The organism is Corynebacterium sp. HMSC036D02 (assembly GCF_001836165.1).
Lineage (GTDB): Bacteria > Actinomycetota > Actinomycetes > Mycobacteriales > Mycobacteriaceae > Corynebacterium.
Genome location: NZ_KV827693.1, coordinates 47,836 through 72,252 on the forward strand (window position 1 = coordinate 47,836; position 24,417 = coordinate 72,252).

20 protein-coding genes and 1 pseudogene are annotated in these 24,417 nt (G+C 65.1%); 19 read left to right on the plus strand and 2 right to left on the minus strand.

What is annotated here, in order from left to right:
- The first annotated feature begins 2 nt into the window (after positions 1-2).
- From HMPREF2743_RS09120 to HMPREF2743_RS09155, 8 genes are all read left to right on the plus strand, one after another.
- On the plus strand, positions 3-2,249 hold the full coding sequence (locus tag HMPREF2743_RS09120; RefSeq protein WP_246824493.1) for an ATP-binding cassette domain-containing protein: 2,247 nt from the start codon (positions 3-5) through the stop codon (positions 2,247-2,249).
- Positions 2,250-2,415: 166 nt separating this feature from the next.
- Positions 2,416-3,495, plus strand: a complete 1,080-nt coding sequence (locus tag HMPREF2743_RS12645; RefSeq protein ID WP_230310885.1) for a saccharopine dehydrogenase family protein — start codon at positions 2,416-2,418, stop codon at positions 3,493-3,495.
- Positions 3,492-4,535 (plus strand): ABC transporter ATP-binding protein, encoded by a 1,044-nt coding sequence (locus HMPREF2743_RS09130; protein WP_070525924.1) that lies wholly within the window; start codon positions 3,492-3,494, stop codon positions 4,533-4,535. The genes HMPREF2743_RS12645 and HMPREF2743_RS09130 overlap by 4 nt, the downstream gene beginning before the upstream one ends.
- Positions 4,532-5,284 carry an ABC transporter permease gene (locus HMPREF2743_RS09135; RefSeq protein ID WP_070525922.1) on the plus strand — a complete coding sequence of 251 codons (753 nt, stop codon included), beginning with the start codon at positions 4,532-4,534 and terminating at the stop codon, positions 5,282-5,284. Before HMPREF2743_RS09130 ends, HMPREF2743_RS09135 begins: the two co-directional genes overlap by 4 nt.
- Positions 5,281-6,018, plus strand: a complete 738-nt coding sequence (locus HMPREF2743_RS09140) for an ABC transporter permease (RefSeq protein WP_070744248.1) — start codon at positions 5,281-5,283, stop codon at positions 6,016-6,018. Before HMPREF2743_RS09135 ends, HMPREF2743_RS09140 begins: the two co-directional genes overlap by 4 nt.
- A gap of 106 nt (positions 6,019-6,124) precedes the next feature.
- Positions 6,125-6,808, plus strand: a complete 684-nt coding sequence (locus HMPREF2743_RS09145; RefSeq protein WP_070525917.1) for a class I SAM-dependent methyltransferase — start codon at positions 6,125-6,127, stop codon at positions 6,806-6,808.
- Entirely contained in the window at positions 6,805-8,583 is a 1,779-nt protein-coding gene (locus tag HMPREF2743_RS09150; RefSeq protein ID WP_070744246.1) for an ABC transporter ATP-binding protein, read from the plus strand. The genes HMPREF2743_RS09145 and HMPREF2743_RS09150 overlap by 4 nt, the downstream gene beginning before the upstream one ends.
- Positions 8,580-10,313, plus strand: a complete 1,734-nt coding sequence (locus HMPREF2743_RS09155) for an ABC transporter ATP-binding protein (protein WP_005329286.1) — start codon at positions 8,580-8,582, stop codon at positions 10,311-10,313. The genes HMPREF2743_RS09150 and HMPREF2743_RS09155 overlap by 4 nt, the downstream gene beginning before the upstream one ends.
- 17 nt (positions 10,314-10,330) lie before the next feature.
- On the opposite strand, the gene HMPREF2743_RS12785 is transcribed toward HMPREF2743_RS09155, so the two are convergent.
- Together HMPREF2743_RS12785 and HMPREF2743_RS12790 are read right to left on the minus strand one after the other, a co-directional pair.
- Positions 10,331-10,498 carry a hypothetical protein gene (locus tag HMPREF2743_RS12785; protein WP_168167320.1) on the minus strand — a complete coding sequence of 56 codons (168 nt, stop codon included), beginning with the start codon at positions 10,496-10,498 and terminating at the stop codon, positions 10,331-10,333.
- Between the two features lie 9 nt (positions 10,499-10,507).
- Entirely contained in the window at positions 10,508-10,678 is a 171-nt protein-coding gene (locus tag HMPREF2743_RS12790; protein ID WP_168167321.1) for a hypothetical protein, read from the minus strand.
- Between the two features lie 331 nt (positions 10,679-11,009).
- Here HMPREF2743_RS12790 and HMPREF2743_RS09160 point away from each other — a divergent pair, with 331 nt between their 5' ends.
- The 11 genes and pseudogenes from HMPREF2743_RS09160 (at position 11,010) to HMPREF2743_RS09210 (ending at position 24,221) form a co-directional block, all read left to right on the plus strand.
- The gene (locus HMPREF2743_RS09160) at positions 11,010-11,318 is read left to right on the plus strand and encodes a hypothetical protein (protein WP_141761409.1); all 309 of its coding nucleotides are present in this window, start codon (positions 11,010-11,012) and stop codon (positions 11,316-11,318) included.
- A gap of 521 nt (positions 11,319-11,839) precedes the next feature.
- Positions 11,840-11,995: pseudogene (locus tag HMPREF2743_RS09165) on the plus strand (protein tyrosine phosphatase); the annotation flags it as partial.
- Between the two features lie 94 nt (positions 11,996-12,089).
- Complete coding sequence (locus HMPREF2743_RS09170) at positions 12,090-14,051, plus strand: glycosyltransferase (protein WP_070744242.1); 1,962 nt, start codon at positions 12,090-12,092, stop codon at positions 14,049-14,051.
- On the plus strand, positions 14,041-14,568 hold the full coding sequence (locus HMPREF2743_RS09175) for a phosphatase PAP2 family protein (protein WP_070525908.1): 528 nt from the start codon (positions 14,041-14,043) through the stop codon (positions 14,566-14,568). Before HMPREF2743_RS09170 ends, HMPREF2743_RS09175 begins: the two co-directional genes overlap by 11 nt.
- Positions 14,565-15,572, plus strand: a complete 1,008-nt coding sequence (locus HMPREF2743_RS09180; protein ID WP_070525906.1) for a decaprenyl-phosphate phosphoribosyltransferase — start codon at positions 14,565-14,567, stop codon at positions 15,570-15,572. Before HMPREF2743_RS09175 ends, HMPREF2743_RS09180 begins: the two co-directional genes overlap by 4 nt.
- An 11-nt stretch (positions 15,573-15,583) precedes the next feature.
- Positions 15,584-17,329, plus strand: coding sequence for an arabinofuranosyltransferase AftB family protein (locus HMPREF2743_RS09185; RefSeq protein ID WP_070818636.1), 1,746 nt, complete (start codon positions 15,584-15,586; stop codon positions 17,327-17,329).
- A 144-nt stretch (positions 17,330-17,473) separates the two neighbouring features.
- A complete protein-coding gene (locus tag HMPREF2743_RS09190) occupies positions 17,474-18,505 on the plus strand; it encodes an alpha/beta hydrolase (protein WP_070517730.1) in 1,032 nt (343 codons plus the stop codon).
- Positions 18,506-18,807: 302 nt separating this feature from the next.
- Entirely contained in the window at positions 18,808-20,721 is a 1,914-nt protein-coding gene (locus HMPREF2743_RS09195) for an alpha/beta hydrolase-fold protein (protein WP_371326359.1), read from the plus strand.
- 9 nt (positions 20,722-20,730) lie between these two features.
- Positions 20,731-21,237, plus strand: coding sequence for a hypothetical protein (locus HMPREF2743_RS09200; RefSeq protein ID WP_070744236.1), 507 nt, complete (start codon positions 20,731-20,733; stop codon positions 21,235-21,237).
- Positions 21,238-21,291: 54 nt separating this feature from the next.
- Positions 21,292-22,224 (plus strand): cutinase family protein, encoded by a 933-nt coding sequence (locus tag HMPREF2743_RS09205; protein ID WP_046647591.1) that lies wholly within the window; start codon positions 21,292-21,294, stop codon positions 22,222-22,224.
- Between the two features lie 137 nt (positions 22,225-22,361).
- Positions 22,362-24,221, plus strand: a complete 1,860-nt coding sequence (locus HMPREF2743_RS09210; protein ID WP_070818637.1) for a FadD32-like long-chain-fatty-acid--AMP ligase — start codon at positions 22,362-22,364, stop codon at positions 24,219-24,221.
- The last annotated feature ends 196 nt before the right edge of the window (positions 24,222-24,417 follow it).

Consider the following 24,417-nt stretch of genomic DNA (forward strand, 5'->3'; position numbering starts at 1 on the left):
ACATGGTGGATCTCTCCTTCGACTTCGGCACGATCAATGTCATCACGGGACCCGTGGGATGCGGAAAGACGAGCCTGGCCCACCTCATCGCTGGACTGATCCCCTCGCACATCCCCATCGACCATGCCGGATCCGTGCACATCGTTGATGTCGACGGCACCGAATGCCCCGTGGACGGGGACCGAGTCACCTTCGTCGGGCAAGACCCGGCGACGCAGGTGCTCACGCTCCGAGTCGTCGATGACGTGGCCATGGCCCTCGAGTTTTCCCTCGTGGAAGCCGACATCGTCGCCAAGCGATCAGCCGCGGCCCTATCAGAGCTCGGGCTGTCAGAGCTCGCGGAGAAGGATCCGTGGGCTTTGTCGGGCGGGCAACGCCAGCGGATGGCCATCGCCGGTGCGGTGGCCAGGGCGCCGGAGGTCATGATCTTCGACGAGCCTGCGGCCCACGTCGACGAGGACGGTCGCCGGTCGCTGTTCGCCGCCATCCGTGATTTGCGGGCCCCGGGGCGCGTCATCCTGCTCATCGAGCACGACCTCCGCCCGTTCGACGGGTGGGTCGACACGGTGACGATCCTCGATGCGGACGGGAGCGTCGCCGCCCACGGAGCGCCGGATGGCATCGCGGTGAAGGACATTGCGACGACGGCCGCGACCGCCGGAACGCCGGACGCCAGTACGCCGGGCACGGGGGCGCCGGACCGTCCCGGTCCGGACCGGCGGCGAAGGTCCCGGGGAGCCGGGAATGGCGCCGATCCGGAATCGGAGGCGGATGCCGTTCCGCTGCTGGCCTTGACCGGAGCCAACGTGGCCCGGGGCGGGGAGCGGATCCTGAACGGGGCCGATCTGACACTGGAACGGGGCGAGATTCATGCCCTAGTCGGTGCCAACGGAGCCGGTAAGTCCACCTTGCTGGCGGTGCTGTCGGGCCAGATGAAGGCGGGAGCGGACCTCCGGATTGACGGCGCGTCCGCCCGGCGCGTCCCCGACGCCTTCGCGTCGTTGGCGTTCCAGAACCCCGAGCACCAGTTCACCCGCGCGACCGTCGCCGCGGAAATCGACTCCGCGCTGGCCGGCACGGACCCGCACGGACCACTCGGCGCCGATGAGCTGCGGAAACTGCGGGAAGCCTTGTGCCCCCGGGCACTTGACCCCGTCTCGCCGTTCGTCCTGTCGGGCGGACAGAAAAGACGGTTGGGCATCTTCCTGGCGGTGGCGGCCAATCGCCGTTTGCTGCTTCTCGACGAGCCGTTGGCGCATCTGGATTCGCCGAGCTCGCGCATCGTACTGGATGCCCTAGCGGAATACGCAGGGGCCGGCGGAACCGTTGTGTTCACGTGCCACGACCGCCGTGCTGCGCGAACGTGGGCGGATCGGGCGAGCATCGTCGCCGAAGGGAAGGTCGCCTGGTCCGGTCCCGCAGCCGACGTGCCGGCTTCCCCGGAGTCGTCCCGGCGGGATCGCGCACTGCCCGCGGCCGGCGCACGGACGTCCTTGGACGAAAGCCCCTGGACCAGTGGATCCGCCGCTCGAAGGCGCGCGGGGTTGAACGCCATCACGATTGTCGCGGCGGTGATGCTCGTCCTCGTCGCCGGGCTGCTCTCCGGCGGAGACGCCGTTCTCGCTCTGACGGGGGTCGCGTTCCTCGCACTCGCTGCGATCGCGGAACGTGACGTTCGGGCGACGGCGGGGAAGGTCCTCCTCGTCTTGTTGATCGGGGTGTTCTTCGGCCTGCTCGGGTGGCGCTCCGAGTTCTACGGCAGTGGGGATCCGGCGGAGGCTGTCCGCCACGGCATCCATCACGGACTGCTACTGACGGCCGTGTTTGCGGGGACGGTCCTGGTCTCCGCGTGTATGCGCGTCGAGGAGCTTTTCGACGCCATGGTGCAACGCCTCCGGGTGCCCTACACATGGTGCACCATAGCGATTTCCGGGGTGAGCATCGCGGCGTTCCTGCGCAGCGAAATCCCCCAGCTGACATGGGCGATTAGATTGCGCTCGATGCGACCGGGGCAGTCTTTCCGCTCCGGCTTCATTCGCGCGACGACGCCCGCGCGCATCGCCTTTCCCCTGTTCGTCAGCGCCGTGCGCTGCGCCGAAAAGCTGTCCCTGACCCTGGCGATGCGCAACTTCGGCCGCCATCCGCGGCGTACCTTCCGCACCGATCACCCCTGGCGAGTGCGTGACGGTTTCGCGGCCGCAGCGTCCGCCGCGGCCTTCGTTGCCGCCCTGGTGTCCGCAGTGACTTGACGGGCACCCGGAACCGGCGGGCCCCGAGCCCGCGAGCGTTTCCGAGCCTGTACGGAGACGCGCCCCACCCAGTTGCTTCAACCCTTCAGACACATCCTCCGGGTCGCGCCATGCGGGCCCGGTCCGCCCGGCACCGGCATGGCGCCGACAACCGAAAGAGGTACCAGTGAACACGATCCGGACCATCAGCGACGTGCCTCGGGACAAGGCCGATGAGACGAAGAAGGGGATCACCTTCGTCGAGAGTCGGCGGGACGTCCTCGTCCCGTACGGCCGGGTCCATGCGGAGGCGGTGGCGGCTGCGACTCGGTTGGCCGAAGCCGGCATCGGCCCGTTCGAGGTGCATGCAGACTCACTCGCCCGTGCTTGCATCGACTCAGGCACCGGGTACATCGACGTCAACGATTCGATCGACGCCCGCCGCGCAATCATGGCCCTCGACGGGGATGCTCGGCGGGAGGGGGTTCCCGTGCTCACCGGGTTCGGCCTGTGCCCAGGCTTGTCGACGGCCCTGTTGATGCTCGGGGCCTGCGCTGCGGGGGCCGAAGAGGTCCGCGATGTGCGGGTCGATCTGCGAATTGGCGCCGACCAGGAATCCGGGGCCGCGTCGGTCGAGTCGATGTTCCGGACTATTCGCGGCGGATACCGCGCGATGCTCGGCGGCGCCATCGTCGAAGTGCGGCGCAACCTGGTGTCGTCGCAAAGCGGAATCGGCTACGAATGCCCGGACATCGACGTCGTACGCGGGGTGTGCCCCTCGATCCTCGGATTTTCCTACCACGTCGCCTTCGATGCTCTCCCCGATGAGTCGGTGGAGAAGATCCGCACGTCGAGACTGTACGCGATGCCCGTCGTCTCCGGTCTGCTCGCCCGTCTCGGGGCGGCCGTGACGTCGCGGAAGGCGCGGGCGAACGGCACTCCGCAACCCGCCGAGCTGGTCATCGCACTGTCCTCCGCCGGCGCGGGCGATGCGGGGTCGGCGGCCGAGACAACCGTCGTCCGGGCGACTGGCCCGGGTTCCTACAAAATGACCGCGGCCATTGCCGCCGCCACCGTTGCGTCGGTCGCGGGGAAGCCGGTCGCGCCGGGGTGCCGGGATCTCGTCAGCCACCCCCGGCTCCTCGAACCGGTCCTCGCCTTCGCCCGCGATGCAGGCATCCATATCGAAACGCCGCATGACAACCCGACCACGGGGCCACTGCCGGCAGCGGCCCACTGCGACACCAAAGAAAAGGAGAAACGATGACGGATCAAGCTGAACGGGGTGCGGCGATCGTCGTCCGCGACCTCACGAAGAGCTACCCTATTGCGGGCACAGCCGGCACCGCGCCCGAAGGCGGGGCAGGTGCTCCGCCGGACGGCGGGCGCAAGGGAAAGCGCGGTGCCCGGATGCGCAAGCATGTGCTCGACGGCGTGAGCTTCACCGTGCCCGCCGGGTCGATCGTGTCGTTCCTCGGCCACAACGGCGCAGGCAAGACCACCCTCATCCGAATCCTGTCGACGCTCATCACCGCAGACTCCGGCGAGGTGAGCATCTTCTCGCGCGATGTGAAAGAGGACCCGGCGGGCGTGCGCGCCGACATTGCCACCACCGGCCAATTCGCGGCGATCGACGAGAACCTCACCGGCCGGGAGAACCTGGAGTTCTTCGGGCGTCTGCGCGGACTCGACCGCGCCGACGCGGCCGCCCGCGCGACGGAACTGCTCGCGCAATTCTCGCTCGCAGACAGTGCCTCGACGCTGGCGTCGGCCTATTCAGGTGGCATGCGGCGCCGCCTCGACATCGCCGCGTCGCTGTGCGTCGTGCCCAGGCTGCTGTTCCTCGACGAACCCACGACGGGGCTGGACCCGGTCAGCCGCGAAGAGCTGTGGGGCTTCATCCGGCAACTGCGGGACGACGGAATGACCCTGGTGCTGACCACCCAGTACCTGGAAGAGGCGGAGGCACTGGCCGACCACGTCCATCTGCTCAAGGACCGCCGCATCGTCGCCAGCGGAACGCCGGAGGAATTGCGCCGCGACTTCGGGTCGCACGTGCTCCGCGTGTCCTTTGCCACCACCGCCGAGGCGGAGGCGTTCGCCCGCTGCCTCGGAGGAACGTGCCTGGACGGCGCCCGCGTCGCGGGGAAGTCGGTGTCCCTCGACGTCGACCCCGGACCGCAGGTCCTCGAGGCGGTGGCGCAGGCGATGGAGGCCTCGGAAGCGTTGCCGGATTCGCTGAGCGTGTCGCCGCCCACCCTCAACGAGGTATTCATATCGATGAACGCAGGGGGTGCGGCGCGATGAGTGCGACGTCGGTCGCGGCGTTCCTCCGTCGGGATCTGCTGCTGTTGCGACGCAACACCGCGTCGCTGATCTCCATGTTCGTCGTTCCTCCCCTCTTCCTGCTGTGCCTGTACGCGGTGTTTGGGTACTCGGCAGGGCAATCCGGCTTCGGGTACCTGCGTTTCGTGCTCGGCGGCTGCCTGTTCCAGGCGGCGATGTTCACCGCCGCGGCGTCGGCGATGGCGGTGGGACAGGACGTCGAATCCGGGCTCGTTGACCGCGTGCGCGTGTTGCCCGGGGCCACAGGCGGCTATGTCGCCGGCAGGCTCGCCACCGATGTGCTGCGGATGTCCGCGTCGATCGCGGCGCTGCTGGTCGTCGCGTGGTCCTGCAGCCTCGACATGGCTCTCGGTGACGTCGCGTGGACAGTCCTGTGGTCACTGCTCGCCGCCGCGGTCCTGTCCCTGGTCACGGACGGGGTGATCCTGATGGTGCCCGCCCCGGTGTCGACAGCCTCATCGATCCAGGCGCTGGAAATGCTGCTGCTCATGTTCTCCACCGCGTTCATTCCGGCGACCGCTTTGGACGGCTCCCTGCGCGACATCGTGCGCCACATGCCTTTTTCGCCGGTGATCGAGGTGATCAGGGCGGCGTCCCCGGGCACCTTCCCGGATCACGCCGGGGAAGAGGCCGCCCTGTGGCTCGGTGTCGCGGCGGTCGTCGGAATCGTCCTGTTCATCCGCCGGTTCACCTTGAGGAGCGAATCATGATCGACGCCATTTTCGTGCATCTGCGGCGCATCGTCCATACTTGGCTGCGGCGCCCTGACTTCTGGTTCATGACGTTCATTGCTCCGCTCGTGTACCTGTTCATCGTCAACCGCATGTTCGGTGGCCTGGTCAGGCAGCTCACCGGAGAGTTCGAATTCCCGAACGCGGTCATCCTGGTCGTGACGACGTGGGCGTTCATCTTGGCCATCACGGGATCGTCCACTGTGTTCGTTGAACGCAGCAATGGCCTCCACGAGCGGTTGATCACCATGCCGGCACCGTACGCGGCCGTGCCGACCGCACGGATCATCGCCGAGTTCATCCGGATCATGGCGATGACGGTCGTCGTCGCGGCGGTGGCCGCCTTGCTTTCCGACAGCCCCCCTGAGGTGTCCTGGTGGTGGAGGATCACGGTGACCGGCGCGATGGTTGCCGCGGCGGCCGCATGCACCGGCACGTACATCGCGTTCTCCATCACCAGCCCCCAGGGATCCGTGGCCCTCATCCCGTTAATCATCGTTGCGATGTTCGTCAACACGGTGCTCATGCCCGCCGACCACTTCCGTCCCCTCCTGCGCGGAATCGCCGGGCACACCCCCGTATCCGCGGCCGGCGAGGCCGTCAACGGCACCGGGGCTGCGGGTCTGGTGGTCTGCGCGGCCTGGTTCTTTGGTATCGCCGTGCTCGCGGCGTGGGGCATCGCCGTGAAAACGAGGCCGGGGGAGTCTGCATGACGGGTACGTCCACGGGGGCATCGCCGCCGACGACGGCCCGCGAATCCGAGCATCTAACCCGAAACCGCCGCGTGGACGCGGCCCACATACCCGGAGACAGAACCAGATGAAGTCGATCGCCCAGATCGTCCAGAACAACCGCAGGCTCCTCGCGGCCTACGAGGACAAGGTCCAGCCGAGGTTCCTAAGCCGCTATGCGCGCGAACCGATGGACGTCGCTGCCGTGTACCGGAAGCTCCGTGCGCTGGATCCCGGGCCGGATGCGCCGGCCCGGGTCCTCGACCTCGGTTGTGGAACCGGGTGGCTCGCCCGCACGCTCGCCGCTGAGTCTCGCTATCGCAGGGCGAACATCGTCGGCTACGACCTGTCGCCCAATGCGATCCGCATCGCCCGCGAACGCGCCGCCGCCGACGGGCTCGGGGCCCGGACGGAATTCCACGTTGCCGACATCCTCACGCCGCTCGCGGGAGAGCCCGGCGGGGCCTGTGAAATCTGGGTGTGTGGCGCGCTCCACCAAATGAAGGATGCGGGAGCCGCGCTCGGCAGGGTCTCCGGGCTGCTCGCCGACGGCGGCATCGCTTACGTGCAGACGTTCGTCGAGGATCCCGACGTGAACGAGCGGGTCGACATGGCCGTCATGGCGAAGATGGGCCACCGGGTGTTCCGGGGCAGCGAGCTCGAGGACCTCGCCGAAGCCAACGGGCTGAAGCTGGACGGAGCCTCACGCGCCGGCATGGTGTATTTCTGCACTCTCGCGAAGAAAAGCGCGATCGGGGAGGCGGGGAAGTGAGCGCCGTGGACGGGACCGTCGGCCCGTGGTCGCTGCTCGCCCCGATCCGGACCCGGATGCGTGCGGTGGTCGCGTTGTCCGTCCTGTCGTCGGTGGCTACCGTCGCTTCGCTGGTCGGCATCATCGACATCGCGATGACGTACCCGGAGGCCCCGGTGCATCGGACGTGGTTGGCCGTGGTTGTCATCGTCGTCGCCGCGACGGTGCGAATGGCTGCGGACGGCGCCGCCGGCATGCTCTCGCACCGGGCGGATAACGACCTGCAGCTCTACCTCCGGCGCCGGTTGGTTGCCCATATCCGGAAGCTGCCGCTGGGTTGGCTGGACGCCCGGCGCTCGTCGGGGATCATCGGGTCGGTTGAGAAGGACGTCGCGGCCGTCCACCAGCTCATGGGCCACACCGTTGGCGAGACCGTGGTGGCGGTGCTGGTTCCCCTGCTTTCCCTCATCGCGCTCGTCGCGGTCGATTGGCGGATCGCGGCGGTGGCGGTCGTCCCGGTGCTGGTCACCTTCGCCCTGATGGGCGTGATGATTTCGCGCGGAGCCGGTCTTCAGCGCGACTACGAACGAGCCTCTGAAAAAGTGACGGCTGCGGTCATCGAGTTGGTGCGCGGCATCCCGGTGATGAAGTCCTTCGGACGCGCCAGCCAGGGCGCGGGCCGCTACGATGCCGCGGCGTCGTCGTTCGTCCGCGCGTGGTCCGCCTGGTCCCGGCAGTCGAACATCTATCTCGGGCTCATCGACGTGGTGACGTCCCCGATCACGGTCCTCGCAGTGGTGTGCGGCGCCGGCCTCGCTTTGAGGGACACCGCGGGCGGCAAACCGGAGGGGCTCGTCGCCGGGCTGGTTCTCGGCCTTGGACTCTCCGCGGCGATCGTGAGGGTGGCTATGAACTCCGAACCCATCATCGCGGGGATCGCCGCCCTGAAGTCCATCGCGGAGGTGCTGGGCACGCCGCCGATCACCGAGTCCGCCGAGCCGGTGCCCGTGCACGGAGGCGCGCTCGAGGTTCGGAACCTGGTCTTCTCCTACGGGGATGGGCCGCGGGTCCTCGACGGGATGTCCGCGACGTTCGAACCGGGGACCCTCACGGCGCTGGTGGGGTCCTCCGGTTCCGGAAAGTCCACCGTCGCCAGGCTGTTGGCGCGTTTCCACGACCCTGTCGAAGGCTCGGTGCTGCTGGGCGGCGACGATCTTCGCGACATCGCCGTGCGCGACGTGCACCGTACGGTGTCGGTGGTGTTCCAGGATCCGCAGTTGCTCACGCTGCCCTTGCGGGAGAACATCCGGCTGGCCAGGAGAGACGCCACCGACGGCGAAATCATGGCGGCCGCGAAGCTCGCGAACCTCGATACGGTCATCGCGGCGCTGCCGAAGGGCCTGGATTCGGTGGTCAACGTCGACGTGACCTTTTCCGGTGGTGAGGCGCAGCGCGTGGCCATCGCGAGGTCGATTGTCACGGACGCGCCGGTGCTCATCTTCGACGAGGCAACCGCTTACGCGGATCCGGCTTCCGAGGCCCTCATTCAGTCCGCAATCGAGCGTTTGGCTCGTTCGCGGACGGTGATCGTGATTGCGCACAGATTGAGCACGATCCGCAACGCCGACCGCATCCTCGTTCTCGATGGGGGAGCGGTCGCGGAGGCGGGCACCCACGACGAGTTGCTTGCGCGCGGTGGCCGCTACCGGGATCTGTGGCGCGCGTTCGCGCTCGACGACGAACCATCCGCCCCGCGGGGCACTGAAGCAGACGATGAAAAGGCAGGGAACCGATGATCCGGGACTTGTGGTCGATGACGGATCGGCGCTCGAAGATGACGCTGGCGTGGCTCATTGCGTTGGCCGCGCTTGCCGCGCTGGCACAGGGAGCGGCGTTCGTCGCGCTGCTGCCGCTGCTGTCGGCTCTGGCCGTGGGAGATGATGCGACGGCGTGGCGTTTCACCGGTGTCATCGCCGGCCTCGCGGCCGCCCATGCGGTGCTGTCCCTCGCCGCGGGGACGGTCGGCAGGGCGAATTCCGCAGCGGTGCTGTCGTCCCTGCTGCGTTCCCTGGGCGAACGCGTGCTGACGTTGCCACTCGGGTACGTCACCAAGTCCACGGCCGGCCGCTTTTCGGAGATGGCGTCTTCGGGCATGGCGTTCGCGGCGTCCGTGCCGCACGTGATCCTGCGGCCCGTCATCGCTGCTGTGGTTGCGCCGACCGTCATCGCTCTCGGAATTCTGGCGGTGGATTGGCGCGTCGGGTTGGTTCTCGTCGCGTCGGCGCCGGTGCTCTTCTTCGCCTACCGGGCCATTGGCCGAGTCGGCGGGGAGTCGGACGAAGCGCATGCTGATGCCGTCGCTGCCGTCTCCGGCAGGCTGATCGAGTTCACCCGCGGCCAGCAGGTGATTCGCGCCGCGGGCGACGGTTCGGCGGCGGACGCGATGGTGGATGAGGCGATCCAGGCCCAACACGATGCGTTCGCGAAGGCGACGTCGACGCAAGGCGCGGCCATCGGACGGTTGGGCTCGGTCGTCCATGCGGTGTTCACGGCGGCGGTGGTCGTCGCCGTGGCGGTCGCCGCGACGGGCGGGATGTCACCGGCGCATTTGGCGTCGATGCTCATTGTGGTCGTCCAGTTTACCGGACCGATCACCACGGCGGGAGCGTTGTCCGGCGGTTTCGGCGCGGGCCGCAACACGTTGGCTGCGCTGCGTGACCTGCGGGCGATCCCCGCCCTTCCCGAACCGGCCGCACCGGAGCTGCCCGACGGGCATGACGTGGAGTTCCGCGGCGTGAGCTTCGGGTACGGGGAGAAGAAGGTCCTCGACGGCGTCAGCTTCCGTGCGCCTCAGGGAGTGCTGGTCGCCATAGTGGGACCTTCGGGGGCGGGCAAGACGACGGTCATGCGGCTGCTGTCGCGGTTTCATGATCCGGACTCGGGGGAGATCCTCATTGGCGGGGTGCCCTTGCCTCGGATCGGCACCGACGGCGTAAACTCGCTGGTGACCCCGGTGTTCCAGGAGACGTTCCTCTTCGACGCGTCCGTGCGGGACAACGTGGTCTTCGCCGACCCCGGATTCGGTTCCAGGCCCGGCGACGGAGACCGCTTGCGCGAGGCCGCCCGGCGATCCGGGGTGGACCGCATCGTGGAGCTGCTGCCTTCCGGGTGGGATAACCCGGTGGGGGAGGAGGGGACGCTGCTGTCGGGAGGCGAGCGGCAGCGCGTCGCCATCGCCCGGGCGCTTCTGAAGGATTCCCCGGTGGTGCTTTTCGACGAGCCAACGTCCTCGCTGGATGCGGCCACTGAGCGGGCGATTGTCGGCACGATGGAAGCGTTGCGCGGCGATCACACCGTGATCGTCGTCGCCCATCGCCTGCACACCGTCCGCGATGCCGACCTCATCGTCGTGCTTTCGGAGGACGGGACGGTCGCAGAACGGGGCACGCACGATGAATTGCTGGCGAAGGGCGGCCGCTACGCCGAGTCGTGGACGTGCCGGACGGGAGGCTCCCCGGGCGCCTGATCCTCGTCCGTCGAGGACTATCGCTCCGGTCCGGTACCGGTGCAGTGGTCCCGCCACGCCGTCCCGGTCAGCGGGTCCTCGACGATGCCCTGGGCGACAGGGGCGTAATTGAAGCCGTAGTGCTCGGTGTGGTGGGCGGGGCACACGTCTTGGACGGTGATGTTGGTGACGCCGGGTTCCCGCACGAAGGAGTTTTAGTGGGGGAGCACGGCATTGTCGTGCCGCGTGCCCAGGAAGGTGTACCGCACGCTCGGTCGAGTGATGTCGCCGATGGTCAGCTCATTCAGCAGCATGGAACCGGAGATCTGCTGTTCCCAGGTAAGCGCGTTCGTTTTGCCGGCGTTTCGGGAGTATCCGTGGCGCATCTCGGGGTGGACGTCAAAGCGATCGGCTGCGCTGTGCTCCCGGGGCCCGTGGTTCGAGGCACCGGTACCGATGAGCTGTTCGACGACCCGGTCCCGGGAATGAGGATGACGGGCAATTCACCGTCCCGGGGTGGCACCGGAAGTCGTTGGCGCCGGGGGGCACCAGACCGGGCTTGTCCATGGACAGGGCCCGGGCGGCCGCGGGTGAGGTTTGCCGGAGGCCGGGCCACCGGTCGAGAAACCGCCGTCCGACAGCGACGAGGGGATTCTCGTCACCTCGTCGGGGGTGTTCCTATATAGGTTGTCAACTCCGCGGGTGGGCAGTCGAACAGTGCTTTTTGTAGTTGTCTCTCTTGAAAGGTTATTGGCGTCTTTTTCGAAGATTGCTGCGGGTGTTTCAATAGTTGGTGCTCTTTCGGCCGAGCTTCATTCAGCGACAAAGGCGATAGTTCTCCCGTTGTGCTACGTGCTTGGCATTCCCGCTATTGTGTTGTCGGTTTCCCAGACAGAGGTGCTGGCATTAGAGCAGTTTGGCCAGGGCATTCAAGACTGGGATTTTCTTATCATCTTTGGTCTTCCCTTGCTATTCGTTGGATTGCTATCTGTTTTTTCTTTTTTCGCGGGGGGTGGACCAGATTAAAGTCACCACTGAGCGGCTCGCGCGAATTGGTGTTGCAACTCCGATGATCAATGTCGCACGGTTCATCGGCTTGCCTTTTTGCTACTTGACTTTGTCAATGGCCTTGTCGGTAGTTTTCGCTGTGCTGAGTTCTACATTGCATCTGGCTATCCTTGGTTCCTCATTGGGGCATGTGATGGCGGGGATTTCTCTGAAGGTTTCGTTTTCCCTTGCTGGCGTTCTTTTTGCAGCATTTCTTGTTTGTACCGGCGTTTATCTCACTTGGGGAGCAGTTGGGAAGAGGTTCGCTAAAGTCGACTCTTTGAGCTGACTGAAATAGGAAGAAAGACACTCTGATCAGGTGTTGCTATGAGGAGTATCCTTCTTATTGTACAGAGTTAATAGTTGTCAGTTAGCGAAAAATTAGTCAGTATTGTTCTCTACTTTCTCAATCTCCCTCCGATTCGACACTCTCTTGAGCCTCTGACAATTGCGGCCACGAGTTCGTGACCATCGAGGTCGATTTCCTTTTGGCGCCGCACGAAGTCGGCAAGGACATCAAGATTTGGGATATCGCTACGGTAGAAACCGTAGAGGAGACCCGCGAGCTGGCCGATGACCTCGGCGCCCGCGTGCTCTACATGCTTAACCGCCTGGGTATCGAGCCCATCTCGGAGGATGCGGCCGTCACGGCTTAGCTCTCAGCCGCGTGGGAACTCAGCGCAGCAGTACTTAACCACTAATCTTGGTTTCTGAATACTGTCGAAATCTGTGTGGAGAACCGAAGATATCGTGACTGCCAACAATTCTGCTGTGCGCGAAACGCTAGAACCCGTACAGCGCATCCTGCTGCCCAAGCGTGGCGAGCCGGTCGACGTCCGCATGCTCTACCTCATCGAGTCCGAGCAAAACCGCGAGCGCCTCAGCTGGAGCGGCCGCACCTCCGTGACCATCCCGGCCGGCGAAGAGGCCTCCTTCGAGACCTACTTCAACGCCTTCCCGGCCGCCTACTGGCGCCGCTGGTCCCAGCTGAAGTCCATCGTGTTGGTCATGGACGTCGAGGGCGAAGCCAACATTTCCCTCTACCGTTCCAAGCAAGACGGCCAGCGCATCGCCGTGGCCAACCACGTGGTGACCACCGGCCACCACGAGTTTGAGTTGCCCCTGAAGAACTTCGAGGACGGCGGCCTGCTGTGGTTCGATGCCTCTGCCGTTGAGGACACCGTGCTTGCCGACGTCGCCTGGTGCGCCCCCCACGCCCCGAACCCGCAGCTCCTGCCGGACGGTAGCGAGTACCCGGCGCAGGAGAAGCGCGTGGCCGTGGGCATTCCGACCTTCAACCGACCCACCGACGCCGTCGCGGCGCTGCAGGCGCTGGCGGAGGATCCGGTGGTGGACGGCATCATCGACTATGTCCTCATGCCGGACCAGGGCAACCAGCACCCGGCGGACGAGCCGGGCTATGACGAGGCCGTAGCGCACTTCGGTGAGCGCTTCCGCGAATTCCGCCAGGGCAACCTGGGCGGCTCGGGCGGCTACTCCCGCATCATGTTCGAGGCGCTGGAGAATACCGACTCGCCGTACATCCTTTACATGGATGATGACATCGCCATCGAGCCGGATTCCATCCTCCGTGCGGTTCAGGCAGCGCGCTACGCCGCCAAGCCCTTCATCGTGGGTGGCCAGATGCTCAACCTGCAGGAGCGTTCCCAGCTGCGCACCACCGGCGAGCGCGTGAACCGCGCCGACTTCATGTGGGGTGCGGCCGAGCACGCCGTCTATGACCACGACTTTGCCAAGTACCCGCTGCGCGCTATCGGTGACGCGCAGTCCCACCTCGACCCGAAGAAGTATGACTCCCGCGCGCTGCACCGCCGCGTTGACGTGGAATACAACGGCTGGTGGATGTGCCTCTTCCCGCGCGTCGTGGCGGAAAACATTGGGCAGCCGCTGCCGCTGTTCATCAAGTGGGATGACACCGAATACTCCCTGCGCGCTGCTGCTCATGGTTTCCCCACGGTGACCTGGCCAGGTGCTGCCATCTGGCACATGGCCTGGGCGGATAAGGACGATGCCATCGACTGGCAGGCCTACTTCCACCTGCGCAACCGCCTCATCGTGGCGGCCCTCTACCACGAGGGCGATGCACGCGGGATTACCAAATCCATCTTCAAGTCCACCCTCAAGCACACCATGTGCATGGAGTACTCCACCATGGCCATCCAGCTGGAGGCCATGAAGGACTTCCTGGCCGGCCCGGATCAGCTCTTCGACATCCTGGAGTCCTCGCTGCCGCGCATCGCCGCAATCCGCAAGGAATTCCCGGACGCCGTCATCATCGATTCGGCGGATCAGCTGCCCGCGCCCACCGGCGCGCCGGGCGTGCCCACCCGCAATATCGGCGGCCGCCTGGGCAAGATCAAGAAGATTCCGTGGCTCATCAAGTCCGCCAAGCACCTGGTCACTAAGGAAGACCCGGCGCACCACGAAGCACCGCAGCTCAATCTCACCCCGGAGGAGGCCCGCTGGTTCACGCTTTCCCGCGTGGATTCCGCCACCGTCTCCACCGCGGGCGGCACCGGCGTGGCCTTCCGCAAGCGCGACCGCGAACTGGCCCTCGAGCTGGTGAAGTCCACCCGCGAGCTGCTTAAGGAAATCGAGGAGAACTTCGATGACTTGCGCGCGGAGTACCGCGCGGCCCTGCCGGAGCTGACCTCCCGTGAGTCCTGGCGAAAGGTCTTCGATGCCCAATAAGCTTTCTGTCGCCGAATCCCGTGTCCTCGAGAAGATCCAGGATGCGGCCTTCGATGCGCCCGGCGTTCTGCCCACCGCGCGGGGTTTAAGTCACTTCGGCGAGCACGCCCTGGGTTGGCTGGCTCTATCTGGTCTGGGCGCCGCCGTGAATTACCAGAAGCCGGCGCGCCGCCGCCAGTGGGTAGCCGTCGGCGTGGGCGCTTTTACGGCGCATGCGGCCAGCGTTGTGATCAAGCGCATTGTGCGGCGCAAGCGCCCGGACTATGACTACGTCAAAGTCGGCGTGAAAACCCCTTCTAAGCTGTCCTTTCCTTCTTCCCACGCGACGTCGACAAGCGCGTTCCTCGTGGGCGCCGCGCACGTTCTGGGAACCCCGGCACCGCTCGTTGGTGTGCCGGTCATGATGGCCTCGCGTATGGTGCTCGGGGTACATTACCCATCCGATACGGCGATCGGCGCCCTGCTGGGAGCCGCCACCGCGGAAGCATGCCATCGCTATGAAAGGAAGACCGCATGAGCGAACGTCCTAACCGCGTCGACGACGGTGAGCAGAGAGTCTTCCACTCTGAGCCGCACACCTCCGGTATCGATACCGGCCGCAAGCGCAAGCCGCCGAAAAACCTCGCCGATGGCATGGTGAAGGCCCTGCGCCCCAAGCAGTGGGTCAAGAACGTGCTGGTCTTGGCAGCCCCTGCGGCTGCGGGCGCGGAGTCGCTGTTCCACACGCGCGTGCTTCTCGACGTCCTCCTCGCCTTCATCGTCTTCTGCATGGGCGCGTCCTCCATCTACCTCATCAACGATGCCCGCGACGTGGAGGCGGACCGCGCGCACCCGACGAAGCGCTTCCGCCCGATCGCAGCGGGCGTTCTTCCGGTGAACCTGGCCTATATCATGGCGGCGGTGCTCATCATCGGGTCGATTGGCCTGTCTTTCTTGGCCACGGCCGGCCTAGAGCTCGCCATCGTTATGGCCATCTACATCGGTCTGCAGCTGGGCTATTGCTTCGGGTGGAAGCACATGCCGGTGATCGATATCGCCCTGGTGTCCTCCGGTTTCATGCTGCGCACCATGGCTGGCGGTGTGGCCGCGGGCATCGTGCTCTCCCAGTGGTTCCTGTTGGTGGCCGCGTTTGGATCGCTGTTCATGGCCTCGGGCAAGCGCTACTCGGAGATCCTTCTGGCGGAGCGCACGGGCGCCAAGATCCGTAAATCTCTGGAGGGCTATACGCCTACCTACCTGCGCTTCGTGTGGACCCTGGCCGCTACCGCCGTGGTCATGTCCTACTCGCTGTGGGGTTTCCAGCTCTCCAACGAGTCTGATGGCCCGGCCAGCGTGTGGTACCAGGTGTCCATGGTGCCGTTTACCATCGCGATCCTGCGCTATGCCGCCGACGTGGACCGCGGCAACGGCGGCGCTCCGGATGAGATTGCCCTGGAGGATCGCGTCCTCCAGATCCTAGCTCTGCTGTGGCTGGCCTGCATCGCCATGGCGGTCTACATCATGCCGGCAGTGATGGGCTAGACTCTCTCCTCATGCGAAAATCCGATACACGTACCGCAGCCGCGCTCAGCGCGCTGGCCTCGGTTATCGTGATCGGAGTTTTCTCGTTTTGGGGTGGCTTCGCCCGCCGCTGGATTTCTGACGACGGCCTGATCGTCCTGCGCACGGTGCGCAACCTTGAGGAAGGCAATGGACCTGTCTTCAACGCGGGCGAGCGCGTGGAGGCCAATACCTCCACGCTGTGGCAATACCTCATCCTCCTCGTGCGGTGGCTAACGAATGCCCCGCTGGAATCCATCGCCGTCAACCTGGGCCTCCTGCTGGCGGTCGCGGCGATGGTGCTGGGGGCGTGGGCCACGGCCCGGGCCTTCTACCGATCGGGGCAGTTTGCTGCACCGCTCGTGGTTCCCGCAGGCGCGCTGGTCTACCTCGCACTGCCCCCGGCCCGTGATTTCTTCACCTCCGGGCTGGAATGGGGACTGTCCATCTTCTACCTCGCCGGCCTCTGGGCGCTGCTGCAGCACTGGGCGCAATCCCGCACGAATAATAGTGCTTATTGGCTCGCGCTGTGGGCTGGTCTGTCCTGGCTCGTGCGCCCGGAGTTCGCACTTTACGGCGGGCTTGCCGGACTCCTGCTTTTGGCGGCGCACCGCAACTGGAAAGTCTGGCTCGGGATCCTCGGTGCGGCCCTGCCCATCCCGGCGGGCTACCAATTCTTCCGCATGGGCTATTACGGCCTGTTGACTCCGCACACGGCGGTGGCCAAGTCGGCGTCGTCAAGCGCGTGGGACAGCGGCCTGAACTACCTGCAGGATTTCGTGGGGCCATATGCCCTGTACCTGCCCGTTCTTGTGCTGGCGGGTGCGGCGCTGTGGACCTTCCGTGCCCAGCTGCGCCCGGCAGCCCTGCGCAGCTCCACCACCGTGACCTACTTGATGGTGGGGGCCGCGGCGGTGCACGTGCTGTACGTGCTGCGTGTGGGCGGTGACTTCATGCACGGCCGCATGCTGCTGCTGCCGCTCTTTGCCGCGCTTCTCCCCGTTTTCGTGCTGCCGCTCAAGGGCCTTGTGTCTTCGCTCGCGGTGGCCTTCTGTGCGGTGTGGGCATTCATCATCGTGCTGCGCGGGCATCCGACGGATTGGGATGCCTATGAAAAGCCGCTGTCCATCGTGGACGAGCGTGATTTCTGGACCTATGCCACCAACCGCGAGGCGGGCCACCCGCCGCGCTCGGCGCGGGATTACCTGGGGATGAAGTTCATGCGCGGCTATGAAGAAGCCGGCGAGAAACTCGTCGGCGGAGATGCCCTGGCCACCATCTATGTGGAGGATAAAGAAAAGGACCTGCTCAACTGGCTCACCGTTCCGCGCGAGCCGGGAATGAACGAGCCGCCGACGGTCTACCTGGTGAACTTGGGCATGACGTCGATGAACGCGCCGCTCAATGTCCGGGTTCTCGACACGATTGGTCTGGCCACGCCGATGGCCGCACGCATGCCCCGCGAGGAAGGCGGGCGCGTGGGCCACGACAAATCCCTCGAGCTGGAATGGCAAGCAGCACTCACGGGCGCGGACATCGAGTATCTCCCGCCGTGGTATGACAAGGACAAGACCCGCCAGGCGCGCGCCGCGCTGGACAGCCCAGAAGTGCAGGAGCTCATCGCTTCCTATAGTGCGCCCCTGACGTGGGAGCGCTTCCGCGCGAATCTAGCTTTCTCGCTGACCTCGGGGCGCACGCTCATGTTGCCGTCTGACCCGAGCGATTATCCTGTCCATTAGCTTGGTGTGAGCTGGAAAGCACCCCCATGGGTAGGCGAAAATTGCCAGGGTGCGTTACGCTACGAAAGATTCCTGTTATTGATCTGTAACTATCGCTGGCGTGTTGGCGATGTACTAGTGGCAGTAGAAACGTTAAGGAGAAACATGAGTTCACTAAGCTCTGGCCTGCGGACTCGGGTCCTCTCAGTGGTGGCAGCTATCGCTGTGGCTCTGGGCCTGGTCGTGACCGCGGGTACGCAAGAAGCATCCGCCGCGCACCGTGACTGGCTGCGTGGAGACGCCACCGGCGCCTGCGAATGGGATCGCGTCGGATACTGGGTACAGCGCTGCGACGTGTGGTCCCAGGCCATGGGTCGCAACATCCCAGTACAGATCCAGCCCGCTAAGAACGGCGGTAACGCGGGTCTGTACCTGCTCGATGGCTTGCGCGCCACCGATTCCACCAACGCCTGGGTCAATGACGTCAACGCCGCGCGCACCTATGTGGATCACAACATCACCCTGGTGATGCCGGTGGGCGGCGCTGGCTCCTTCTACGCGGACTGGAACGGTCCGGCTACCTACGACTTGGTCAAGCCGGTCAACTACCAGTGGGAGACCTTCCTGACGCAGGAGCTGCCGGCCTACCTTGAGGGCAACTTCGGCGTGGCTCGCAACAATAACTCCATTGCTGGCCTGTCCATGGGTGCCACCGCGGCTATTACCCTCGCGGGCAAGCACCCGGAGCAGTTCCGTCAGGCACTGTCTTACTCCGGCTACCTCACCACGACCTTGCCGGGTGCCCAGACCTTTATGCGCCTCGCGCTTCTCGACGCCGGCGGCTTCAACATCAACGCCATGTACGGTTCCATCATCAGCCCGAAGCGTTTCAGCAATGACCCCTTCAACCTGATCCCGGATCTGGCTGCGAACGGAACGGACGTGTATGTTTCCGCCGCCTCCGGCATCCCGGGGCCGCTGGATCAGCAGCGCTACCGTCCGGAGCACATCGCGGCCGGCGTGGCGCTGGAGGGCTTTGCTAACGGCACGACCCGCCTGTGGGAGCTGAGGGCCCGCGCTTCGGGTGTTCGCCTGCAGACGAACTACCCGGCCCAGGGCCTGCACAACTGGGAGCAGTTCGGATACCAACTCGAGCGCTCCAAGCCGCAGGTGCTTAACGTAATGAACGCCTGGTAAGTATCTACTGCCTAGCCGCCGTGCCACTGTGTACGGCGGCTTTTTCATTGGATTGCTGGGCGTGTCCCCCTACCGAAAGTCTCAAGTTAAACTTAAACTTGAGAACACATTAGACCGCTCACCACGCGTGCGGCGGCGAGTTCCGCAGGAGGGGAACCTGCGGAGCCCCGCTTGCGGCACCGCGTGCCCGCATCTCGATTTACCCCTACAAGGACTCTTCAATGCCGAACACTGCGTCAACTCAGCCCCGCCGGTCCGCCAAAGTTTCCGGCCTGCGTTCCCCGTCCGCAGCCCGCAAGGGCCTGACCATCGCCGCACTGCCTACTGCTGTGGCAGTGGGCTTTGCGCTGCTGCCTATCGCCAACGCGCAGTCTTCAAGCTCCTCTACCGAGGGCATTACTGATCTCCTGGGCAGCTCCAACCTCTCCGATTCTTTCGCTCCCTCTAATCCGCCGCAGCGTACCCCGGTAGATACCGAATACCCGGAGATTGAGGGCCTGCCGGAGGGCGTATCCGTCTCCCGCGTTGAGTACCTGACCAACCGCCACCTCAAGGTCTACATCAAGTCCGCTGCCATGCCGGGCAAGGAGCAGGTCGTGCAGATCCAGCTCGCGCGCGATTGGTACTCCAGCCCGGATAAGACCTTCCCGGAGGTCTGGGCGCTCGATGGCCTGCGTGCCCGCGATGACGAGTCCGGCTGGACCATCGAGACCAACATCCTCTCCCAGTATGCTGACCGCAACGTCAACCTCATCATGCCGGTGGGCGGCGAGTCCTCCTTCTACTCAGATTGGCAGAAGGAAGACAACGGCAGGCACTACATGTGGGAGACCTTCCTGATGCGGGAGCTCATTCCGGTTCTGGAGAAGGGCTACCGTTCCAACGGCAATCGCGCCGTCACCGGTATCTCCATGGGCGGTACCGCCGCCATGAACCTGGCTGAGCGCAATCCCTGGGCCTTCAAGTACGTCGGCTCCTTCTCGGGCTACCTCGATACCACCACCACCGGTATGCCGGAGGCAATTACCGCCGCCCAGGCCGATGCCGGCGGATTCACCTCCACCAACATGTGGGGTGACCTCTACTCCCAGGATTGGATCGACCACGATCCGAAGCTGGGTATCGAGAATCTCAAGGACATGAAGGTCTACGTCTCCGCCGGCAACGGCAAGGATGACTATGGCCAGATCGGCTCGGTGGCCAAGGGTCAGGCCAACCTGGCCGGCGTGGGCCTAGAGGCCATCTCCCGCATGTCCACCCAGACCTTCGTTGATTACGCCAAGCGCGCTGGCGTGGAGCCGGTGGTCAAGTTCCGCCCGACCGGCGTACACAGCTGGGAATACTGGCAGTTTGAGATGACCGAGGCCTGGCCCTACATCGCTGACTCCCTCGGCCTGGACAAGAGCGACCGCGGCGCTGACTGCACCCCGATCGGTGCTATCGCTGAAGCCACCAAGTCCGGCATCATCGGTAACTGCGTGAACAACGAGTATGACGTTGCCGATCGCGGCAAGGCCCAGGACTTCCAGGCCGGTACCGCTTACTGGTCCCCGGAGACCGGTGCCCACGCCGTCATTGGCCGCATCGGTGCCCGCTACTCCGAGCTCGGTGGCCCGACCTCCTGGCTGGGCTTCCCGAAGACCGGTGAGGAGAAGACCCCGGACGGCCGCGGCCGCTACGTCCACTTCGAGCACGGTTCCATCTACTGGACCCCGGAGACCGGTGCTTGGCCGATCTCTAAGGAGCTCTTCGACGCCTGGGGCAAGAACGGCTTCGAGGGTGGCGACCTCAAGTACCCGGTATCCGAGCCGCGCAAGGTTGGCGAGGGCGAGGTCCAGGACTTCGAGAACGGCGTGCTGACCCGCAACCCGGATGGCTCCACCCACATCGTGCACGGTGCTATCGGCGCGAAGTACAAGGAGCTGAAGGCTGCCGAGTCCGAGCTGGGCTACCCGGTGGGCGAGGAGAAGGCCGTTAACGGCGGCTTCTTCCAGGAATTCGAGCACGGCAACATCTACTGGTCCATGGATTCCGGCGCGCACTACATCCTCAAGGGCAAGATCTTCGACGAGTGGGGCAAGCACGGCTGGGAGCAGGGCGAGTTTGGCTGGCCCACCAAGGACTACGCCTCCATTCCGGCAGGCGGGCTGACCCAGTCCTTCCAGCACGGCGTCATCCGTGAGGTCATGGGCCAGGTCCAGGCGGATAAGAAGTAGGGAACTGCCATGCGTCTTTTCTCTGCCCGTCCCACCGCAGCAGCTGGTGCGGCGGTGCTGCTTGCGGCCGGTACCTTGCTGAGCGCTTGCGGTTCCGCCACCGTCGACGAGGGCGATGCCACCGAAACCTCCGTGGCGCCGCTGGAGCGCTCCTCGGCGGCGAGTGGTGAGTCGTCGGCAAGCAAGGCGTCCGAAAGCTCTGCATCCGCACCCGCCGAGCGAACGTCAGGCGAGGAACCGGAAGACCGCGGTGCGCGCGAGATCTCCGAAATCCCCTCTCCCGCGCCCCCGCAAGGCCCGGACCAAGACTTCCTGTCTGCAGTGGCTGAGAAAGGCGTGAACGTCGACGGCGTAGAAGACCAACTGGTGGGTGCTGCGCAGGCTTCCTGCCAGGGCGATGCCGTCACCGTGCCGGCTGTGGCCGGGCAGCTCATTGAGCAGGGCCGCACGGAACTCAGCCACGAGGACGTAGTCCAGCTCATCACCGAGCAGGGCGACAAGCTCTGCGCTCAGTAATGTGGCAGGGATTTTCCAGCCAATCCCGCGCCTTGTCAAGGTAGAAATTTCTTCATGCGTAAAACACTCACCGTCCTTGCTGTCGTTGTTCTCCTGGCCGTGATTGGCGGGGGAGCGGTCCACTTCCTCAATACCCGCGAGGAAGGAGAGCAAGGGAACCTGGCGGAGCCCGCCCCCTCCCAGGAGGAGGGGGACACGAGTCCCGAGCAACCGGACTGGTGCCCGCGCGTGGAATTCATCTCCGCGCCGGGAACGTGGGAATCCGCCGCGGACGACGATCCCATTAACCCAGGCGCGAACCCGAATTCCTTCATGCTGTCGATCACGAATCCCTTGAAGGAGGCCTACGTCCCCGAGGACGTCAAGGTGTGGACGCTGCCCTATACCGCGCAGTTTAAGAACATCAATGCGCAGCACGAGATGAGCTACGACGATTCCCGCAACGAGGGAACCTCTCGCCTAGAGGGCGAGCTGTCCTATATGCACGAGACCTGCCCGGACACGAAGTTCATCCTGAGTGGCTTTTCGCAGGGCGCGGTCATCGCGGGTGATGTGGCGGACCGAATCGGCGGCGGCAATGGGCCCGTGCCCGCAGAGAGCGTGGCGGGTGTCGCACTCATCGCGGACGGGCGGCGCCAGGACGGCGTGGGCATTAACCCGGGCGCGCACGTCGGCGGCGTGGGCGCGGAGATTGCCCTGCAGCCGGTCTCGACGTTGATTCAGGGCATCGTCCCGGGCGCCACGATGCGCGGTGAGCGCGCCAACGGCTTCGGAGAGCTGGCGGACCGCACCTTCCAAATCTGCGCGCCGAATGACTCGATTTGTGATGCACCGCTGGACGTCAGCAACGGACTGGAGCGCGCCCGGGATCTCATCGACGCCAACGGCGTTCATGCACTGTATGCCTACAATCCGGACGTCATCGAAGGGACCACGACCAACCAGTGGGTCACGCAGTGGGCTAAGGACACCATCGACGCGCACTAGCGCTTGGCGACGGCCCCGCACGCCACCTCACCGCGCGCCATGTAACGCTCGGCACATCTCTTCTGATATTTTCAATGTCAAAAGTACGTGAAGTAGGGGTGCGTGCCCCTCTCTACCCTACAAAGGAGCTTTCCCACATGGACCTGAAAGCCTTGATCGGCCAGTTCTTCGACGAGAAGGGCAACATTGCCCTGCCGCCTCACCTCACGTTGGCGGGGCTCGCCGAACACGTCTATGCCTCGGAGCAGCAGGCGGGAATCCCGGATCGCCCGGTCATGCGCCAGTGGGTCTTTAGCGATAATCCGGAGGGCACCCCGCGCGATATCACCCGCTCCCAGGTCAATACCCGCATCAAGGCGGTAGCAGCACGCCTGCAGCAGGTGGGCAAGATGGGGGACCGCGTGGCCATCCTGGCGGGCAACTCTCCCGAGTACATCTTTGGTTTCTTGGGCGCGATGTACGCGGGCATGACGCCGCTTCCGCTCTACGATCCGAACGAGCCCGGCCACACCGACCACCTGCGGGCAGTCTTTGGTGACGCAAACCCGTCGATCGTGCTGACCAACAACATTTCTGCTGCGGCCAACCGGGCTTATTTCGCGGACCGCCCAGCGTCTGCGCGCCCGCGCATCATTTCGATTGACTCTCTGCCGGATTCCCTGGCGCAGAGCTGGGTGAACCCGTTGGAGACGGAAGAGGGGAAGGCCGCTCTTGCTGCGCTGCAGACCGCGCCGATCGATCACCCGGCCTTCTTGCAGTACACCTCCGGTTCCACCCGCACCCCGGCGGGCGTGCTGCTGACCAACCGCAACATCATGACCAACGTGCTGCAGATCTTCACCGCGGTGCAGATCAAGATGCCGGCGCGCGTGGTGTCCTGGCTGCCGATGCACCACGACATGGGCATCATCCTGGCAACCTTCGTGACGATTCTGGGCCTCAACCTGGAAATCATGACGCCGCGTGACTTCGTGCAGCAGCCCAAGCGGTGGATTGACCAGCTCAAGCGCCAGCCCATCGATGAACAGCTGCAGGGAACCTATGCCGTGGTGCCCAACTTCGCCCTCGAGCTCGCCGCGCGCTACGGCGCACCGGCAGAAGGTGAAACGCTGGACTTCAGCAACGTCGATGGCATCGTGATCGGCTCGGAGCCGGTCACGGAGTCTGCAGTGAATTCCTTCTGGGAGACCTTCGGCAAGGAAGAATACGGCCTGCGCCGTGAGACCCTGCGCCCCTCCTATGGCATGGCGGAGGCCTCGCTGATTGTGACTACCCCGCAGACCCCGGAGCGCCCGATTATTTCCCACTTTGACCGCGAGCGTCTGGCCGAGGGCGAAGCGGTCATCGTCGAGAAGTCCGCGGACTCCGTGGCCTATGCCTCCTGTGGCCAGGGCGTGGTGGCGCAGCACCTGACCATCGTGGATCCGGAGACCAAGGTAGAGCTGCCGGATGGCCGCGTGGGCGAGATTTGGCTGCACGGCGAGAACCGTGCCGCCGGCTACCTGGATCGCGCGGAGGAAACCGCCTCGACCTTCCACAACACGCTGGGGGAGCGTCTGGCGGAGGGCTCTCGCGTGCCGAACGCGCCGGAGGATAACAACTGGTTGGCCACGGGTGACCTGGCGGCAATCGTGGATAACCAGCTTTACATCACCGGTCGCCTCAAGGACCTCATCGTGGTGGCTGGCCGTAACCACTACCCGCAGGACATCGAGGGCACCGTGCAGGAGGCCTCGGGCCACGTGCGCGCGGATTCCATCGCGGCCTTCTCTGTGGAGGGTGGCAGCACCGAGGAGCTCGTGCTGCTCATTGAGCGCGCCGATGGTGCCAACCCAGCCGATGATGCAGCCGCCTCTGAGGCCATCCGCTCCGCAGTCTCCGCGCACCACGGCGTGACCCCGGCCGTCATCCAGTGGTTCAACGCCAACGAAATCAAGCGCACCTCCTCGGGCAAGATTGCCCGCCGCGTGGCTAAGAAGAGCTACCTCGCTTCCTAGGCCTTCCTAAACCACACCATTTCGCCCCCCGTTTCCGCGCAACCGCGGAGCGGGGGTTGCCGCTGCTTGTGGGTATGTCGGTTATGAAACCCAAGTTAACAAAGTGAGATAGTTGGTCGATAACCCCTATGTACGCTTCGACGTGCGCGCTTTTGTGCTGCGCAAAATCGAATGCAGAGTTAGATATTTTTAGTCC